19 protein-coding genes are annotated in these 18,528 nt (G+C 30.9%); all 19 read left to right on the forward strand.

The features are described from left to right. Nucleotides 1-10: 10 nt before the first annotated feature. The 19 genes from WFH39_RS19370 (at nt 11) to WFH39_RS19455 (ending at nt 18,525) form a co-directional block, all read left to right on the forward strand. Entirely contained in the window at nt 11-2,281 is a 2,271-nt protein-coding gene (locus WFH39_RS19370; RefSeq protein WP_336691092.1) for a multicopper oxidase family protein, read from the forward strand. A 136-nt stretch (nt 2,282-2,417) separates the two neighbouring features. Continuing rightward, entirely contained in the window at nt 2,418-3,023 is a 606-nt protein-coding gene (locus tag WFH39_RS19375; RefSeq protein ID WP_336691093.1) for a recombinase family protein, read from the forward strand. 153 nt (nt 3,024-3,176) lie between these two features. Further along, the gene (locus WFH39_RS19380; RefSeq protein WP_336691094.1) at nt 3,177-4,037 is read left to right on the forward strand and encodes a hypothetical protein; all 861 of its coding nucleotides are present in this window, start codon (nt 3,177-3,179) and stop codon (nt 4,035-4,037) included. Nucleotides 4,038-4,134: 97 nt separating this feature from the next. Continuing rightward, the gene (locus WFH39_RS19385) at nt 4,135-5,898 is read left to right on the forward strand and encodes a hypothetical protein (protein ID WP_336691095.1); all 1,764 of its coding nucleotides are present in this window, start codon (nt 4,135-4,137) and stop codon (nt 5,896-5,898) included. 210 nt (nt 5,899-6,108) lie between these two features. Further along, nucleotides 6,109-6,762: a DUF4145 domain-containing protein gene (locus WFH39_RS19390; protein WP_336691096.1), complete on the forward strand. Its 654-nt coding sequence runs from the start codon at nt 6,109-6,111 to the stop codon at nt 6,760-6,762. Between the two features lie 530 nt (nt 6,763-7,292). After that, complete coding sequence (locus WFH39_RS21280; protein WP_336734695.1) at nt 7,293-7,562, forward strand: transposase; 270 nt, start codon at nt 7,293-7,295, stop codon at nt 7,560-7,562. A gap of 23 nt (nt 7,563-7,585) precedes the next feature. Further along, nucleotides 7,586-8,452: an IS3 family transposase gene (locus WFH39_RS19395; RefSeq protein ID WP_375181860.1), complete on the forward strand. Its 867-nt coding sequence runs from the start codon at nt 7,586-7,588 to the stop codon at nt 8,450-8,452. A gap of 233 nt (nt 8,453-8,685) precedes the next feature. After that, entirely contained in the window at nt 8,686-9,297 is a 612-nt protein-coding gene (locus WFH39_RS19400) for a hypothetical protein (protein ID WP_214588163.1), read from the forward strand. Between the two features lie 364 nt (nt 9,298-9,661). Continuing rightward, nucleotides 9,662-9,946 carry a hypothetical protein gene (locus WFH39_RS19405; RefSeq protein ID WP_214588162.1) on the forward strand — a complete coding sequence of 95 codons (285 nt, stop codon included), beginning with the start codon at nt 9,662-9,664 and terminating at the stop codon, nt 9,944-9,946. A gap of 21 nt (nt 9,947-9,967) precedes the next feature. After that, on the forward strand, nt 9,968-10,174 hold the full coding sequence (locus WFH39_RS19410; RefSeq protein WP_336691097.1) for a hypothetical protein: 207 nt from the start codon (nt 9,968-9,970) through the stop codon (nt 10,172-10,174). Nucleotides 10,175-11,022: 848 nt separating this feature from the next. Next, entirely contained in the window at nt 11,023-11,241 is a 219-nt protein-coding gene (locus WFH39_RS19415) for a hypothetical protein (RefSeq protein ID WP_336691098.1), read from the forward strand. Nucleotides 11,242-11,342: 101 nt separating this feature from the next. Further along, entirely contained in the window at nt 11,343-11,558 is a 216-nt protein-coding gene (locus WFH39_RS19420; protein ID WP_336691099.1) for a hypothetical protein, read from the forward strand. A 39-nt stretch (nt 11,559-11,597) separates the two neighbouring features. Beyond that, nucleotides 11,598-11,948, forward strand: a complete 351-nt coding sequence (locus WFH39_RS19425; protein ID WP_336691100.1) for a hypothetical protein — start codon at nt 11,598-11,600, stop codon at nt 11,946-11,948. A 1,279-nt stretch (nt 11,949-13,227) separates the two neighbouring features. Then, the gene (locus WFH39_RS19430; protein ID WP_336691101.1) at nt 13,228-13,596 is read left to right on the forward strand and encodes a DUF6876 family protein; all 369 of its coding nucleotides are present in this window, start codon (nt 13,228-13,230) and stop codon (nt 13,594-13,596) included. Nucleotides 13,597-13,745: 149 nt separating this feature from the next. Next, nucleotides 13,746-14,063 carry a hypothetical protein gene (locus WFH39_RS19435; protein WP_336691102.1) on the forward strand — a complete coding sequence of 106 codons (318 nt, stop codon included), beginning with the start codon at nt 13,746-13,748 and terminating at the stop codon, nt 14,061-14,063. Nucleotides 14,064-14,083: 20 nt separating this feature from the next. Continuing rightward, on the forward strand, nt 14,084-14,356 hold the full coding sequence (locus WFH39_RS19440; RefSeq protein WP_336691103.1) for a hypothetical protein: 273 nt from the start codon (nt 14,084-14,086) through the stop codon (nt 14,354-14,356). Next, nucleotides 14,341-15,117 carry a GLPGLI family protein gene (locus tag WFH39_RS19445; RefSeq protein ID WP_336691104.1) on the forward strand — a complete coding sequence of 259 codons (777 nt, stop codon included), beginning with the start codon at nt 14,341-14,343 and terminating at the stop codon, nt 15,115-15,117. The genes WFH39_RS19440 and WFH39_RS19445 overlap by 16 nt, the downstream gene beginning before the upstream one ends. Next, nucleotides 15,117-17,771: a carboxypeptidase regulatory-like domain-containing protein gene (locus WFH39_RS19450; protein WP_336691105.1), complete on the forward strand. Its 2,655-nt coding sequence runs from the start codon at nt 15,117-15,119 to the stop codon at nt 17,769-17,771. Before WFH39_RS19445 ends, WFH39_RS19450 begins: the two co-directional genes overlap by 1 nt. 280 nt (nt 17,772-18,051) lie before the next feature. Then, the gene (locus WFH39_RS19455) at nt 18,052-18,525 is read left to right on the forward strand and encodes a hypothetical protein (RefSeq protein WP_336691106.1); all 474 of its coding nucleotides are present in this window, start codon (nt 18,052-18,054) and stop codon (nt 18,523-18,525) included. Nucleotides 18,526-18,528 lie beyond the last annotated feature (3 nt).

Genomic DNA, 18,528 nt, shown 5'->3' on the forward strand with positions numbered 1-18,528 from the left:
AATAGTAAAAATGGTTATACCCAAAAATATCAGAATAAGGTTGTTGTATATATTTTTTATACTGTTATATTCGCAATCCCTTTTCGCACAAAAAATAGTGCGATATGAGCTGTATGTAAAAGATACCCTCGTAAACTATGCAGGCAAAGAAAAAAGAGCCATAGCCGTAAATGGGCAGATACCAATGCCTACACTCACTTTCACAGAAGGCGATACAGCCGAGATTATAGTACACAACCAATTAAAAGAAAGTACCTCACTGCATTGGCATGGAGTGTTTTTACCCAATAAGGAAGATGGAGTGCCCTGGCTTACGCAAAAGCCCATTAAGGCAGGCACAACCTATACCTATCGTTTCCCTATAATACAACACGGAACACACTGGTATCACTCACATTCGGGCTTGCAGGAGCAAATTGGGATGTATGGCAGTTTTATAATGAAGAAAAAAAATGATGATAAAACCTTTAGAAAAGGTATAGATGATTTACCAACCGTACCCATCATATTGAGCGAATGGACAAATCTTAATCCCGATAACATCAACCGGATGTTGCATAACGCTAATGATTGGGCAGCTATTAAAAAAAACGCAACACAGTCTTACGCAGAAGCAATTAAGGAAGGTCATTTCAAAACAAAAGTAACCAACGAATGGAAACGGATGCTGGCAATGGACGTCAGCGATGTATATTATGACAAAATTTTAATCAACGGAAATAATACTGCCAATTTAAAAACCGTTGACGGCAAAACTCTAAAAGCGGGTGACAAAGTGCGTTTACGTGTGTCAAACGGTGGTGCTTCATCGTATTTTTGGCTGCGTTATGCAGGTGGTAAAATTACTGTAGTAGCCAATGATGGCAACGATGTAGAGCCCGTAGAAGTTGATAGATTAATTATTGCAGTTTCTGAAACCTACGATGTAGTTGTCACCATTCCGGCTGATGGTGTAGCTTATGAATTTTTAGCTACTACCGAAGACAGAACACAATCGGCAAGCTATTTTGTGGGCAACGGTATTAAGCAATTGATTTCCCCACTTCCCAAATTGAAATATTTTGAGGGAATGAAAATGATGAACGATATGATGAAGATGAATGGCGATCTGGATGATATGGGAATGAAAATGAGCTTGAATCAAATGGATATGAACGTAGTAATGTATCCTGAAATTACCGGAGATGGAAAGCAAAAGCAAGATCATAGCCAACACAATATGAATATGGATAATGATCCCAATCGCTACAATGCAAACGCTTTAGGGGATATTAAAACCCTGAATTACGCAATGTTGCAATCTCCTTACAATACCTCGCTTCCCAAAGATACTCCGGTGAAGGAATTGAAATTTACCCTTACTGGAAATATGAATCGCTATGTGTGGAGTATGGATAATAAAATACTTTCAGAAACCGATAAAATACCTGTGAAAAAAGGAGAAATTCTACGAATTACTATTCACAATAACTCAATGATGCGCCACCCAATGCACTTACACGGATATGATTTCAGAGTTATTAATGAGAAAGGCGAAAAATCCCCTCTTAAAAATGTTTTGGATATAATGCCAATGGAAACTGATACGATTGAGTTTTTAGCGAACGAAGAAGGAGATTGGTTTTTCCACTGTCATATCCTTTATCATATGATGTCGGGAATGAACAGGGTTTTTGCAGTGGATGATTATCAAAATCCGAATTTACCTGACAAAAAACAATCATATAATATGTTGCGGAGAGAGAGTAATATGCCACACTTTATGGCTCAAAACGATTTCGCTACCAATGGAAATGATGGTGATGCAATGCTTCAGAATGCAAGATGGAGTTTAGGTACAGAATGGCGTTTAGGCTATAATGATATGCACGGTTATGAAGTAGAAACTCACTTAGGACGATACATTGGTAAAATGCAATGGTTTATGCCATTCATCGGTTTTGACTGGAGGTATCGTAAAATGGGTATGGATGAGCACGAAACCAATTTATTCGGACAGAAAAACGAGAAAGATACACGTAGAGCCATTAGCTTGGGATTTATGTACACATTGCCAATGTTGGTTAATTTTCAAGCAGAAGTCTATCATGATGGTATTGTACGGCTTTCTTTAATGCGTGAGGACATTCCTATTACAAAAAGATTGAGGGCAGGTTTTATGGTAAATACCGATATGGAATATATGACAGAACTAAAATATATTATCAATAAAAATGTAGGCATTCGTACCCATTATGATAGTGATATGGGATGGGGTGCGGGAATTACGCTGATGTATTGATCTGTATAGCTAAAACTACTATTTTAAGCCGATTTTTAATTAGAATCGGCTTATTTAGTTATGGAAGTATTTCTAAAGTGAACATTTTGTCCCATTTTTGGCTTGAACCCTAGTATGAGTTTAATGTAACAAAATTATGAAAACAGGATATGCCCGGGTTTCGACCAAAGATCAAAATTTAGATTTACAAATTGAAGCTTTAGAAAAAGCTGGTTGTGAGAAAATTTACCAAGAGAAAATTTCGGGGGCAACAAAGAATCGCCCCGAGCTTGATAAAATGATTGAACAGTTTAGAGAAGGTGATGAACTTTATGTTTGGAGATTAGACAGATTAGGAAGAAGTTTAAAACATATTATCGATATAGTTTTAAGCTTAAATGAAAAAGGAATCATTATAAAAGGTATTGTGGATGGTGTAGATACTTCTACGATTAACGGAAGACTATTTTTGAATCTTATGGCTTCATTAGCTGAATATGAAAGCGAATTAATAAGAGAAAGAACGAATGCTGGATTACAGTCTGCAAGAGCAAGAGGTAGAACTGGAGGAAGACCAAAGGGATATGCAAAAGAAACAATTTCTAAGTTAATAATTATGCGGTCTTTGTATAAAGATCGAACCAAGTCTCCAGAGGAGATTTACAAGCCCCTTGGTTTGTCTAGAGCAACGTTTTATCGTTATACTAAAATTCTTGATAATCATACGGATGAAGAAATAAAGAAAATGGCAGTTAAAAAATAAATTATATACGCAAATAGATAGCGTACTAAAAATTTAATTTTGGATATTATAAGTTTTGCGGAAAAAAATGTGAATGTCAATTTAAATTTGGCTTAAATATGAACAAAATTTAAATTCGCAAAAAGCTTGTGTAAAAATTGGAAAAATTCAAAAATGGCAGAAATTAAACCTTCGGAAAAATTAATGTTTGAAAAGATTCTTGGCTTGAGCAGCGGCTACGTATTAGAATTTTCAAATTCAACTTTCCATGAATTCATTTTCAATCTTGTTAAGATTAATATTTACGATGACAAATATTTACTATATGGCGATTCAAAAGCAAAAAGGTTAAGAGCATTCTGGCAGTTAGAATCAGATAAGATCGTTGGTTTGGTTCTAAAAGAACTATTAGAATGTTGGAGAACAAATCAATCTTTAAAAAATGTTGAAGTAGAAAATTCTGAGCATCAACTCTACGAAAATTGCATTAGTATTGCAAATAGACTTTTGGGAATTAATAATTTAAAAAATGAACAACGTGTTAGTACTAAAGACGAATTTCTTAATAAAGAGTTTGAAAATGTCTCAATAGAAAAGTTGAATCTGGATTCTGGTGTGGTTAAAATATTAAACTCAAGATTGAAAGAAATAAACCAAAATATTAAAACTGGAGCAGCACTATCAGTAATTATAATGTGTGGGAGTGTCTTAGAGGGGATTTTTCTAGGTATTGCAACTTCCAAAATGAAAGAGTTTAATATGAGCAATGCGAGTCCTAAAAATAAAGATTCCGGTAAAGTTTTACCATTTTACGAATGGTCTCTAAGCAGTTTTATAAATGTCGCTCACGATATTAATCTTATCGGCTTAGATGTGAAAAAATACAGCCACTCACTGCGAGATTTCAGAAATTATATCCATCCTTACGAACAATTGAGTAGTAGGTTCGATCCTGACATAGAAACTGCAAAGATTTCTTTTCAAGTTTTAAAAGCTGCAATTGCAGATTTAGAAAAAAGAGTAAGCAAATACTGATTGCTAACTGTCGTTTTAAGATATTGCTGAAATAGTAAAACATTATCTTTAGAGAAAACTTATATTCAAAAAACAATAGAAAAATATAAAATAAAACATGAAAATAAACAAAGATTGGTTCGAAATGCAGGATTTACGAAAACGTAAACTGAATACTTCTTCTTGGGTTCCACTCCGCACAGAAAAACAAGTTCGTAATTCCACACAATCTGGATATGCTGATTTCTTTGAAGAGTTTACTGGAGCAGGATCTTTAATGGTGCCTATGAATCAGGAAAAGCTAAAAGAAAAACTTCAATGGATGGATATAGGTATAATTAATAATCAAAGAAGTCTTTTAAGAGATGAGATTTATATTTCTAGTGACTTGTATAAAGGAGAAAATATAGATGGTATAAACCTAGTTTTATGCCAATCCTTTGATAACAACACTGATGAAAATGAATGGCATCTTCACCAAGATCTTGTTATTGCATTAGGCTTAAAAAGAGAGGGTGATATTTGGGTTTGTCCTAAATATGGATACACAGATGTTGCTAGATTAGAAAGAGATAGTTCAGGCAAACCTATATTATTGGAAATAAGAAATCAATTTTTAAAAGATTATTTATATGTAAGAGACTATGGATTATATGTTGCCAGATATTTTAGCAGAATATACATTTATCAGGATCCATCTGAATTACCGTGGACTGATGAATTTAGAGAAGAAAAAAATGGAAAAGATATATGGGAATACAATCTGAATGAAATTCATGAAGGAGGCTTTCTTTATGGACAAAAAATTGCAATTTCACATGCTGCAAGAACAGACGTTGATGAAAATGAAGACATTCCTGATATATCTAGCTTTCCGACCGAAGACAATATAGAAGCTACTTTTTATGAAAAGTCTTTTACTGATAGAAAACTTTATAAAAGTATCTCTGAGCTTTGGAAATTTGACTGGGTTGAGCCAGGAAAAATAAGCCCAATAATATTAGGTGATGATGAAAGTGATAAAGTTAATTATATAGTTGAAGCCGACGGATCAAAACAAAGCTCAAAAGAACTAAAAAAAGGAGGAAAATGGCTTTGGTTTAGACCACAGCTAGTAAATGTCTTATTATCTAAAAGAGGGAGCTTTCTTACTTGGTATAGTGCAGAAACTGGAAGTATTGGATGTGCCCCTGATGGAGGAATTCACTTTGGAGTAAACGATTTGGGATTAATAACAGTTTATGCAAAAGATCTTGCCTATCTACCAGAATGGCAACAGCAAATCTGGGCTGGATTTAACATTTCCCCTGAAGGAGGTATCTCCAAAGAACTTTATGCTTCACAAGTAAAAGCAGTAGCTCCGCGGACATTAGCTCCGGAAAATTTTCTAGAAGATGTATTAAACAACATTAATCTTATTTCTAACGAAAAATTGGGAATTAATTTTTTTAGGAATCATCAATCAATTAGAGAGATTATTTCAACAATTAATAGGTTTAAAGCAGTAGATGATAATGGTATTTTTTCTCTTTCAAAAGATATTGCAAGAGTAATCATCGATGACATTAATACTGAAGGATTACAAAAAATTATAATTCCGCCCAAAAATACAAGGTGGGGATCATTAAAAACTATTGAAAATCTCCTTGCCCTGAAAGTTCCTCAAGAAGAAGCAAGAATAATAACAAGTCCTTTTGTAGGAATATATGAATTAAGACATGGAGATGCTCATTTGCCAGGAAGCAGTATTTTTGATTCTTTCAATTTAATTCCAGTTGATCGACAGTTACCATATGTATTGCAAGGGCATCAAATTCTTTACGTTTGTGTTGATAATCTTCACGTTATATTAGAGATTCTTAAGAAATGGAATGATTTATAAAATGGTACATTTTATAAATTATTAATAGAAGCCGTCTCAGAACTAAGACGGCTTCTTCTAAAATTTACACTCACAAAATATTAAAAAAACAATGCAAAAAATACCTTTTAAAATGACCACAGATCAAGAAAACAATCTTAGATTATTATTAAATTTTAATTTAGGTTATAGGTTTTTTCATTAAATTTAATCATTAAAACTAATTGCACCATGGCAGCCAACTTATCAGAAATAATATCTTGTGGATATTGTAGTAATATGTCGCATATGACAATTTTAGGTTCTGTATCGGACTTAAAAGTCGAAAATGAACCAGAGAATGGTCATTATATTGAGTATGGAATAATATATGAGATTCTAAAATGTCCAGCTTGTAAAAAAAACAATATTGTGTATTACAATTGGAATAGTTATTGGGAAGGGGACTCTGATTTCGAACCAATGTATATCTCTATATTTCCAGTAAAGAATGATATTCCAAAGGGATTACCAGAGAATATCGAAAAAGCTTTTATTGCTTCTGATAGAATCAAGAATATGGATCCGAATTCTTATGCTGTTTTATCAAGACGATTGCTGGAAATGGTGTGTTTAGATAGAAATGCTAGCGGAAGAACTTTACATGATAAACTGAATGATTTATCCGTCAAACGTGAGATTCCTGATAAGTTAGTAGGTGTTTCTATGGGCTTGAAAAATTTTGGTAACATAGGCGCCCATGCCGAACTTGGCGAGGTAAGTGAAAAAGAAATTTCTATTATAAACGCGCTCATTTTAGCAGTTCTTGAATATATTTATAGTGCACCACAATTAGCAACTGAAGCTGAAAATAAATTAAATGAAATAAAAAATAGTTCCAAATAATTAAAATTTAGGTGCTCTAAACATTAAATCTTTTTTAATTTTTGTTTTATGCTTGTGTTGTAAAGCTCTATTTATAAGTTTCAATAGCATTTACCATTCAATTTCAATTTTGAGTAGCCATGCAATTCCGGTTCGAATTGACCATCACTTTCTCAATGATACAGAGACTTTTCAGAAATCAATTTATTTTATATTGGTGGTCAATTCAAACCGAAAATAGATGGTCAATGCTACTGATTTTTGCAAATATTATCTCAAAAATCGATTATTATGGTTACTTTCAATAAGTATAATTATTTTTGTAGGAGCAGCCGGAGCTTCTGTAAGCGCTACAATCGGTCACCTGTTCTACTCTCATTATAATTAAGAGTTAGGTATAGATCTTCAGGTTTTATAAAGTTACAACCGCCTTTATGGCGGTTGTTTTTTTTGGTAGGGGGGAGCTTTCAAACGACAATTTGTAAGTCTCCCTAAAAACTGGACAATTTATACCCCTAAGATTAACGAGAAAAAACAATTAATTTTAGGATATGAGAACAAGTAAATTTACAGACAGCCAAATTTTGGCAATTTTGAAAGAGTATGAATCAGGGCAGACCGCAAAAGAATTGTCTCGAAAATACGGTTTCCACTACCAAACCTTGCACGATTGGAAAAAGAAATTTGGTGGGATAACTTCTACCAAAGAACTACAGAAAATCAAGGAACTGGAATCTGAGAACAATCGTTTGAAGAAGATGTTTGCCAATTTGAGCTTGGAACATGAAGCATTGAAGGACGTTTTGTCAAAAAAGTGGTAAAGCCTGCTACGAAACGAGAAGTTGTGAATTACCTTGTGTCAGAATATCCTATAAACATCCGGCAGGCGTGTAAATCTCTTAATTTGGAAAGGAGCAGTTATTATTATCAGCCCCAAAGAAAGGAAGACACAGAACTCATTGGTTGGCTGAATGAACTTTCAGAGAAACATCCTAGCTATGGATTCAAGAAAATATTTCATAGTCTGAGGAATCAAGGTTTTTCCTGTAATCACAAGAAGGTGTATCGTATTTACAAAAAATTAGGATTGAATCTTTTAAGGAAACGCAAGAGAAGATTGGCTTCGAGAGAACGAAAAAATCTGGAAGTTCCAAGAAACTACAATGAAGTTTGGAGTATCGATTTTATGAGTGATGCGCTTTTCAATTCGAGAAGATTTAGAACATTGAATATCATTGATGATTACAACCGCGAATCAATTTGGATTGAGATTGGGCTTTCCATCGGAGCGATTCATATGACGGATTTGTTGGAATGGATTGTGAAAGAAAGAGGAAAACCCAAAGCAATTCGAACTGATAATGGTCCAGAGTTTACGAGTAGTGTTTTCACAAATTGGTGCCACAGGCATAGGATTGAAATCCGATATATTCAACCTGGAAAACCTACACAGAATGCTTTTATTGAGAGATTCAATCGTAGCTACCGCACCGAAGTTTTGGATGCCAGAATTTTCAACAATTTAGTAGAAGTACGAGAAATTACCACGGAATGGGTGGAACATTATAATAACAAAAGACCACACGAAAGTTTACAGAATCTTTCTCCAATGCAATATTTGTTGAAAAAGGAAAACTCGTCTAAACAGAATTCCATCTCCGAGTTTTCTCCTTTCCAACAAAATCATTCAACACCAACATCACCGCAATGAAATATTTTATAGTTTTACAAAACAAAATGAGGGTATAATTCTGTCCAACGTTCGGGGAGACTTACAAATTTTTTTTTCATTTTTTTTTTAATAAAATATAATACGACGAGTTTTGACGCCACGTGGGGCTATCTTTGTTTCAGTAAGTAAGGGGGATAATCCTAGGCACTTTACGCTCTTATTTACTACAAATCGTAAAAATTAATATTAAAAAACAAGTAAAAAAAAAGATTATGGAAAATTATGGTCAGATTCACAACGAGATGATTGGAGGTATTATGAAAAACGTTAGGCTTTCTGCAGAGATGACTGCCGATCAGAAGAAAGAGATCGTTCTTCAGGGCTTTGTGGATACTTATGGAAAGGACAATGCGGATCTTTTTGCTCAGGGCTTGAATTTTAATAGTCCTTTTGAAATTGTCGATTCGATTAAGGGCAGGATATCCGGAGAGTTTGATACTGTTCTAAGAGAGGATATCGATTACCTTTTGAAAAATGACAATGTTGATTACAAGGAATTCCTGAACAAGAGGTTCGAAGAAGTAAAGCTTGATGAGAAAGAAATGCAGTTGTACAAAGATACTTCTTCTATCCTGCTAAGCTCAGTGGAGCTTTGGTCTTCTGAGGAAGGTTCGGGATATCTTGATCTTCTTGACAGCACAACAGAGAGTGTGACGAGAAGACCTCCGACAAGAGAACAGGTTGTTGGATACATCGGAGTCCAGGACTGGGTAGGCGGAGTCTTCGGAGGAATTTTAGGAGGTCCTCTGGGAGTAGCTGTAGGAGCAGCCGGAGCTTCTGTAAGCGCTACAATCGGTCACCTGTTTTACTCGCATTATAATTAAGAGTTAGGTATAGATCTTCAGGTTTTATAAAGTACAACCGCCTTTATGGCGGTTGTTTTTTTTGGTAGGGGGGAGCTTTCAAACGACAATTTTTTTTTCATTTTAATATTGTGATCCGAATTAAAGAGGAGTTTCAATAGAAATTAATTTTTCATCAGTGTCAAAAAAAAATTATTAAGACCTACTTTTAAGAGATATAATTACTTTTTTCCTCAAAGAACAGCAATAGGTGCTTAAGCTGTGAACGCTAAGATTGGCAACCTGTTCTACTTATCTATTATTTTTTAAATAGATAAGATTTTGTTTGGGGTTTATATGAAAACTTTCTATATTGCATTAGTACTAATTTAAATTTAATATTATTATGAAAAATTTTGAATATTATACCAGTCCTAAATCAAATATTAAAGAGATAATTCCAATTGCATTAGAAAAGCTTAATTGGAATTATGACAGAAATGAATCTCATTATACGGTAAAATTTCCAATTAATCTTTATACTTGGGGATCCATCATGGATATTAAAATTATTAATGATTCTCAATTTAATGTAGAAGTACATCCAAAACTTCCCACTCAAATTTTCGATTGGGGTGATGGAAAAAGAAAAATTGATAAATTAATGTCGACTATTAAGGAAATACAATAAAATCAAAGATAAGTCATAGATATGAATTTAAAGAGGATTGGAACTATTTTATTAGGAGCTTTGGTTCTGACAATTATTATATTTGTTATTGATATTTATTTTTATAATGATAATGAGTATAATAAAGGTAATATAGAAGAAATATTACTTTTATCATTTTTAAAAGGACTTGCAATTTCTGTAATAGTTAACATTGTAAATTATTATAGAGCAAGGAAAGATAATTAAAATAATTATAAAATTTAAAAAAGCTCTCTGAAAGATATGACTTCAGTGAAAAATTAACCAAAAATCAAAAGGCTTAAACGGATTTTACGTTTAAGCCTTTCTGTTTGTTATATTCTGAATTTAAAACATTTGAAATTCATTTAAAAGATTCTCAAAGCCTTTTTCGACTATTTTGAGCATTAATTTCAGCCTCATTGTTTGGATGTGACTTTTTCAGTAACTTCGAAAATATAGGCAGCTTTTTTTGTTAATTTACTTCTTTACTGTAGTCAATAATTCAATAAATTATTGTTACTTTAAAGATATTGATAATCTACAGAATGTTAACAAAAGAGTTTTTTTAATAGCTCTTTATCTTTAATCGTTATTAATTTTAACTTCAAATGCTCTAATATAATTTTCTGACAAATTAGAAAGAATATTTGTGAATTAAAAACATTCTTTTGTTAATTTTAAATCTCAAAAAACGATTCGATGAAAAATAAAAATTTACTCTATATGACATCTCTTTTATTCTTAATAGTGTTTCTTTTGAGTTTTATTTTAATACAGATAGAAGTGAGAAATACATATATTGATATTATTTACTCAGCGGTTATCTTATCAACTATGGTTACTAGTGTAGCTTTATTTTTATTTTTTAATCTAATACTAAATCTAAAAAAATGATGAGAAAAAGAAATTCTATGTCTTCGAAATATTAGAGACGATTATCTTACTTTAGTTATTTTTTCTAAATATGAAAAAGGAATAAAAGTACTAACATTGGGTGTGAATAGATCGATTAATTGGAGATGAAACTTTAAATTAAAGATTATTTGTCATCTCATAAACAAAATAAAAATATTATGTCAAAATCAACGACAGACTTAAAATCCATGGTAAGATTAGGTGGAGGAATCAGTATTGATGCTAGCAACTATTCGACAACCGATCTACAATCTTTTGCAAGACTTGCACAAGTTTCTGGAGCAACAATTATTATTAGAAATGCAGATGCTAAATCGACTCCAGATCTGCAATCTTTAGCAAGACTTTCACCGGGAAAAATTATTTTTGAATTTTAATATATTTCAGTTTAAAAAAATAATGAAGAAAGCATCTATTGAAATAACTACAATTCCTTTTACAATTAAGATATTTCAGTATGATTTCTAAGCAATAGGTTATGGAGAAATATTTATTATATGGAATTATTATAATTCTTATTTTAGGATTTTCAGGAGTTTTATTAACAAAAAAAGAAAAGTTTGAATTTATTCAATTGGGAATGGATTCAGGTTTATTAGATAAGCAGACAGGAGATATTTACACTCCAAAAGATGGAGTAATGCGGAAAATAAATTATAAAGAAATATATGAAAAGCAACGGAAGAAAAAATAATCTTCCAACTTATAAAAACAATAAAATTTACATAACAAAATGATTAATGTTAAACATCCTATAGAAGAGCTGAACAGAAATCAGCAAAATTTTATAGATAGTCTTCCAGATGATCAAAAAGATTATCATTCGCTTCTATTTTCTTACGGAAATGCAGCTTATCGTTATTATAACTTGGAGGTAGAGCCAACAAAAGAGGATTATGATGAGTGGTTACAAGGTCTTGAAGGTCACTTTAAAATCGATATGGAAAGGAATGGTTTTGAGAACTGTAAGAGTATTTTATCTTTTGCTCGTTACGTAAGAGAAAAAAGAGATATTGGACTTGAAGACTTTATATTGGATGTAATGGGAAAAGAGGATTATGAGAATTTTAAAAAGTTAATATAATTATTTCGGCAGCATATCTATATTGAATTACGTATTGTAAATATTTTATCAAAATTCAATTAATTCTACTAAAAACTATTCTCAAAAACTGTCATATATTATCTGTTAACAAGTGTTAAAAAGTAAATTTAAATATTTGAAATACAGTTTATTATATTTTTGTTTCTATTTTTTGGGAGTCAAATATGCGATAAAATTATTTCATATACAAGCACTAAAATTACTCTAACCCATTTCAATCGGTGGATTATATCATTATATTTGTACTGAAAAGATAACCGAAATAATATCGGAGGCAGAAATGCTGAGTTTGGATCAGAACAACTCAGTTTCGAAGCCTGAGTTGTTCGGTATTTTTTAATCTCCAAATCAAAATAAAATGGAGACAGTCCAAAGAAATGGAAAAACTTATAAGAAAGTTTTTACCAAATCGATCAAAAAAAACGGTAAAGTAATTTACCATCCTAAAGGTGGTGTATTTGTATTTCTCATTGAAATAAAATAAACCTATATGGCTCTCAGTTGCACCTGAGAGCTGTTTTTTTTATATCTCGATTTTTTAAAAGAGCTTCATCAAAACAATTGCGTCATTTTCTAATGCAAATATATACCTTAAAATCTTAAATTTATCCTAAAAACGTAATAATTTTCTTTAAGATTAAAATTAATTTTTTCTAATTATAAATTTCATTTCAAAAGTGATTCCATAGAAAATTGAAATATTTTATTGTTAAAAATATTTTTAACATTTTAGTAAATAAAATTGTCAAATAATTATATTATATGGTAAATAATAATTACAAATCTGTTGATCCTGAGAATAATATTTTGTGTAAAAACTGTCGAAGTCTTATTGGAAAAGGAAGATATGATCTTGCTCATAATAATTTAGTATTGTTGTATTTAAGAGAAAACAAAATGATAAGCGGTAAGGATGATGAATATTATTATTCATGCAAGATTTGTTTAACAAATTGGAGACATGAAACTTGTAGAAATGGTGAAGGATGGAGAGTGGTTAAGTAGAATTTCTAACAATAAGTTTAAAATTTACTAAATTCGCATCCTAAACATAATTAAGATTTAAAGCATTTGCTTTCTTGTTCTGGAAAACTGGCACTTTTCAATAGACAAACAAGGAGTAAGCAATGCTCATGCTACGGCGTGGGCATGTTTATTTGTTTGTCAGGTATGCCAGTACCTCCGGAACAGTAAACATAGCTCCACGCTTTTTTTGTTTTGAAGTTGAATATTAAAAAACTTTAACCATAAAACTAGCATGAAAAAAAGATTCGAAAACAGATCTTCAGCCAACTTTCTTTACGATTATTTTACTGTACCTGAAAAACTCCACGAATATCATAATGGGTATTATTTATCCGAAGGCATTAATGAAATCGCTTTATATGAAAATTGTTACTTTGTTTTAGACCTTATTTGCAATCATAAATTAAATTTCGAAATTGAGATTTGGCATTTTGCTAGGTATACTCAAGATTTATTTTTGCTTACAGGCAAAAATAAAAATGATATAATATTTGTAGAAATCAAAAATTTGCAATCAGACTTTTACTTTGATGATTTGATTATTCTAAAAAAAGGAAAATTATTGTGTCTACCAATTGAAGAGAATATCTATTCACTATAAAGAGATAAATTTAAAAGTGCGATATTTAGGCAGGTTGCAATACTTTAATTTTAAATAATTCACAATAAAAAGAAAAAAAATAATTTTTCTTTATTGTTTTTATTGATTAGATATTATATTTGAAACTCAATTTAAAAATAATAATAATTATGAAAAAACTTTTTTTAGGCTTATGCCTAATCGTAGGTTCTTCGTCTTGTGTTTTTGCGAATACAATAGACATTAAAAATGACGAAGATCACAAAGAAGATCAGAAAGAATCATTGAGAGCTAATTGCTACATGCAGGTAATTGTCAATCATGAGACTGTATGTGGAGTGTATCTTTATTCTTCAGCTAGTCCAAAGTATAGTGTTAACTGTAGAGAAGGACAAGCAGAAGGAACAACTTCTACTTATTACGAAACAAGAACAGAGCCGGGATGGAATCCTGGTTCCGATCCTGCTACACCATCAAGCTGTAATTAATCAAATCTTAATTAAAATTTATGAAAAAATTTCTTTTAACAGTGACCGTTTTAGGTCTTGCTGGTCTATCTTACGCTTCTCCATGTGTAAAAAAAATAATTCCTAATAAGAAAATTTATGGATGCTACACACAAACAATAACTCAATACGAAGATAGCCAAGGTAATTATGTTGGTTCGGTTGCGGGACCGAGAGTCGCAGCTCCATGTGGAGAAGGTCAATTAGAAGGCTCTACGAAAACTACATACGTTCACCAAGTACATCCATTAGCAGACATATGGGGAAGTCTTTAATTTTTTTATTGCTTACTATTTTTGGATATCTTAGTAGCCAATCTAAAATAGTAGTAGAATACGATTATACTTTTGCGCACATGAGTAATTTGAAATCATTTGTAATTGCCGATCAGAATAACTCTTACTATTTTTTTGCGAGTGATCCTTCAGTAAGTTATAAAAAATTAATAGAAACCGATTTTACTTCAGTGAATCCATATCATGTATATGACTATGATTATACTAATGAAAACCTTTATCAGAGGGTATATATGTACCCACGACAATTAAAGGAACCAATTCCAAAGTTAGCATCTGAAAAGTTGATAAATTTAGATTGGAAAATTACTAATCAGACTAAAGAGATTCTTGGATATAAAGCATTTTTGGCGACAACAAATTTTAGAGGCAGAGATTATTCAGTATGGTTTACCAGAGATCTTAATGCAGAAGTTTTTCCATGGAAACTGAAAGGGTTACCCGGTGTTATACTGGAATTTCAGGATAAAGATGGTTTTATCAGAGGAATTGCAAAGACGATTTCTTTAAATTCTAATGATGAATTTCCAAATAAAATCTTGACTATATTTAGTAAGAAAAATTCTGAGACAATTCTGCCTTTTAAAAAATTAGTTGAACTGGAAAATCAAGTATTGCAAGAAGACATGAATAAAGCAATTGCAGCACTTCCTGCCGGCGTTGAATATGAGGTTCCTAATATTAGAGAAATGTCATTAGAAACTACGTTTGAATGGCAACCTGATACGAAAAAACATTAATGAAATATTTATGTTTATTATTTTTAATATCAATTTTTAAAATCTCCGCACAAGCGAAGATTACAGGATTTGTACTTTCAGATAATAAGCAACCAGTTTTACGCGCCAGTGTTGTTCTTACGGATTCACAGGATAATATTTTAGCTTTCGTCTTTAGCAATAGAGACGGAAGCTTTTTATTAAATACCGACAAGTTCGGTAATTTTAATTTGCAGATTACATCTTCGGGGTATGCAAAACGGAATATTCCTATCTCTCTTATTGAAAAAAATACAATTATTGATCTGAAATCAATAGAATTAAACTCCGATAGGTTAAAAGAAATAAAAGAAGTTGTGATTACACGCACTAACCCGATCAGACTAAAAAAAGATACAATAGAATATAATGCCCAAACTTTCTCAAACGGTACTGAAAAGAATGTCGAAGAATTGCTAAAAAAACTTCCGGGGATTACAGTGCAAAGCGATGGGAAAATTAAATTTGGTAACAGGGAAGTAGAGCGAGTGATGATTGAAAATGATGATCTGTTTGAGAAAGGTTATCAGACACTTACTCAAAATATGCCATCTAAGCCTTTAGACAAAGTTCAGGTTCTTCAAAACTATTCTAAAAATAAGCTTCTTAAAAATGTAGAAAATACAGATAGAATTGCCCTTAATCTTACGTTAAAAGATGATGCTAAGGGAAAATGGTTCGGAAGTGTATTACTAGCTTCTACAAGCTATTTAGAAGCAATGAGACAAGGTAAAATCAATGTGATGAATTTTACTAAGAAACAAAAAGTTTATTTTCTTCTTAATGCCAATAATCTGGGACTTAATGAAATGAAGGGAGTAGAATATCTTATTGCTCCAAGCTCAGAAAACGAAGTGGAAAATATCGGGACTGATATCGGAACACTTTCTATAATTAATCTTCATCAAAAAAACAGCTTATTTGAAGATAAGCGAACGAATTTCAATAATGATAAACTGGCATCTTTAAATTACATCTATAATTTTAAAAATGACTGGAAATTAAAATTTGTAACAATTTACAATAATATTGAAAATAGAAATTATATTAAAAGCATCTACAAATTTAATTATGAAGGAGTAAATTTTACCAATATTGAAGATAAAAACTGGAAACAGAATAATAATAATTTAGTTGGAAAATTAGAAATTTCTAAAGAATTTAAAAATAATTCAAACATTCTATTTTACAATAAATTGTCTTATTTAACTGAAGACAATAATAATAACTTTGTTTTTAATGAACAGCTAAACAATCAAATCGGAGATAATAAACTTTTCTCCAACGAAAATAAATTCGTGTACACAAAAAAAATTGATTCGTCAAAAGCTCTGGTTGCTGTTGCAAGATATATTTTTCAGGATCGACCATACAAATTCATAGATGATAATGACGTATTTCAAAAAATTATCAATAATCCGAATGCAAGAAGAATCAATCAAAATGTCGATTCTAAAATGAACTTTGGAGGAGTTAAAATTTCTTATCTCAATAAATATTCAGAAAATCAGTCTCTTGAAATTGAGTTAGGAGATGAATTCAGGACAAATAATTTATTATCCGATTTATCAGTATTTGATTTAAATAATAATAAAATTTATTTTGATGATCGCCAATTTATCAATAATACAAGTCTTAAGCAAAACAATTTTTTTGCACAGGGGAAATATTTGAAGAAATTAAATAAAAAATGGCGTTTAGGATTAATCTTTTTAAATCAATTAGTTTACTCAGATCTGAACAATAAAAAAGAAACCGGATTTTACATATTTCCAAGTATTAATTTGGGCTACCAGAATAGAAAAACAGGCAATTTTAGTTTATATGCCGGAAGGAGATTTTCAACAACATCAATCAATGATGTTTATTCAAACTACATTTATCAGGGAAATAGAAGTTTCAAAGAAAGTAGTATTCCTTTCTCGATTCTACCAAATTATAATTTTACATTTAGCTACAATGTAGGGCAGATTACGTCAGAATATCTCAGTTTCAATGTAAATTATTCAAGAAATGAAAATTATCTTTCCAATAATTTAATTGTTAATCCAAGCTATACATTCAATCAGGTTATTACTGTTAAAAATAACAAAACTTTATCTTCCGGATTGGAACTGCGGAAATATTTGAAATTTATTAAATCCAGAATAGGGATTTTATCAAACTATACTTTTTCAGAATATGAAAACAGTATTAATTACCAACCATTAATCGGGACGAAACTTTCTATTTTAAGAAATGGATTAGAACTTAAATCCGGCTTTACTGGATTTATAAATTATGAACTTGGCTATGAGGTTGCTTTCAATAAAATTAATTCTGAGACAAATTCTAACAAATATAAAGATCAAAAGGCATTTATGAACCTATATTTTAATATTCATTCTTCATTGAAAATTGAATCATTTCTGGAATACTATAAATTTGGAAACACAGACCAGAAATCAACCCAGTTTTTGGATATTAAAATTAATTACAATAGTAAAAAGTATAATGCCAACGTCTATTTACAAGGAAATAATCTTTTAAATTCAAACAGCATTACAAGATATTCAATAGATAATATTAGTGAAAGTCTGTTTACACAGAAGCTTATTCCACTTCATATCATTTTAGGTATTAATAAGAATTTTTAAGTATTAACTGGAAATGAAATTTCGATCTCTAATAAAAATATCATAGTCTAAAAGAAATATATTTTACGTCAAGTTCTGTCGTTGCATGGAATTAATATTGTATATGTATAATATAATGTTTAACTTTGCTAAACGAATGACAACAAAAGTCTTACATATAACTAATCCTAGTAAAGATGTTCTTAATATCTTTATGAGACTTCGTACTGAAAAAGAGGAAAAAACTAGATCTATAAAAAAAAGTAGTTCTAATCAGAAGTTTAAAAAGATATAATAGCATTTGGACTTTGAATCTAAAATTTTCTTTGAGACAGAAGAAGGTAATAAATATGCATTACAGTTTTCTCGTTTTAATATTGATTCTTTACCTATCCAAAGTCCTGTTATACAAGTTGATTTAATTTCTATAACAAATAATTCAAAAGTAAATTCTACAAAAACATTCAACTTCATTGCACAAGAAGTAAAAAATTATTTAATAGATAAGCCTGATACTATTCTTTATTATTATTGTGATAATAAGGAAATATTTTTTAGAAAGACAAGAGAAATTGAGTCTTTTCAAAAGTTTAGGAGCAACTTGTTCAGTGCAATGTTTCACAAGATAAATCCCGATGGTTTGCTAATTAAATCTTTCATTATCAACGATAAAGAAAATGGTAATCACTTTATCTCTTTTATTTTTAAGGATAATCATACAGACGAAATTAATATTTTAGCAGGTTTGATAGAAAATTTTCATAAGGAAAATTAAGAA

Origin of the sequence: Chryseobacterium sp. MMO-72 (assembly GCF_037146035.1) — a bacterium.
In the GTDB taxonomy this organism is placed as follows: domain Bacteria; phylum Bacteroidota; class Bacteroidia; order Flavobacteriales; family Weeksellaceae; genus Chryseobacterium; species Chryseobacterium indicum.

Bases quoted from the DNA above. Each gene is read 5' to 3' on its own strand.
- WFH39_RS19385 (WP_336691095.1), top strand. From the start codon at position 4,135: ATGAAAATAAACAAAGATTGGTTCGAAATGCAGGATTTACGAAAACGT.
- WFH39_RS19425 (WP_336691100.1), top strand. From the start codon at position 11,598: ATGATTAATGTTAAACATCCTATAGAAGAGCTGAACAGAAATCAGCAA.
- WFH39_RS19380 (WP_336691094.1), top strand. From the start codon at position 3,177: ATGGCAGAAATTAAACCTTCGGAAAAATTAATGTTTGAAAAGATTCTT.
- WFH39_RS19415 (WP_336691098.1), top strand. From the start codon at position 11,023: ATGTCAAAATCAACGACAGACTTAAAATCCATGGTAAGATTAGGTGGA.
- WFH39_RS19390 (WP_336691096.1), top strand. From the start codon at position 6,109: ATGGCAGCCAACTTATCAGAAATAATATCTTGTGGATATTGTAGTAAT.
- WFH39_RS21280 (WP_336734695.1), top strand. From the start codon at position 7,293: ATGAGAACAAGTAAATTTACAGACAGCCAAATTTTGGCAATTTTGAAA.
- WFH39_RS19370 (WP_336691092.1), top strand. From the start codon at position 11: ATGGTTATACCCAAAAATATCAGAATAAGGTTGTTGTATATATTTTTT.
- WFH39_RS19405 (WP_214588162.1), top strand. From the start codon at position 9,662: ATGAAAAATTTTGAATATTATACCAGTCCTAAATCAAATATTAAAGAG.
- WFH39_RS19440 (WP_336691103.1), top strand. From the start codon at position 14,084: ATGAAAAAATTTCTTTTAACAGTGACCGTTTTAGGTCTTGCTGGTCTA.
- WFH39_RS19445 (WP_336691104.1), top strand. From the start codon at position 14,341: ATGGGGAAGTCTTTAATTTTTTTATTGCTTACTATTTTTGGATATCTT.
- WFH39_RS19420 (WP_336691099.1), top strand. From the start codon at position 11,343: ATGGAGAAATATTTATTATATGGAATTATTATAATTCTTATTTTAGGA.
- WFH39_RS19375 (WP_336691093.1), top strand. From the start codon at position 2,418: ATGAAAACAGGATATGCCCGGGTTTCGACCAAAGATCAAAATTTAGAT.
- WFH39_RS19450 (WP_336691105.1), top strand. From the start codon at position 15,117: ATGAAATATTTATGTTTATTATTTTTAATATCAATTTTTAAAATCTCC.
- WFH39_RS19400 (WP_214588163.1), top strand. From the start codon at position 8,686: ATGGAAAATTATGGTCAGATTCACAACGAGATGATTGGAGGTATTATG.
- WFH39_RS19430 (WP_336691101.1), top strand. From the start codon at position 13,228: ATGAAAAAAAGATTCGAAAACAGATCTTCAGCCAACTTTCTTTACGAT.
- WFH39_RS19435 (WP_336691102.1), top strand. From the start codon at position 13,746: ATGAAAAAACTTTTTTTAGGCTTATGCCTAATCGTAGGTTCTTCGTCT.
- WFH39_RS19410 (WP_336691097.1), top strand. From the start codon at position 9,968: ATGAATTTAAAGAGGATTGGAACTATTTTATTAGGAGCTTTGGTTCTG.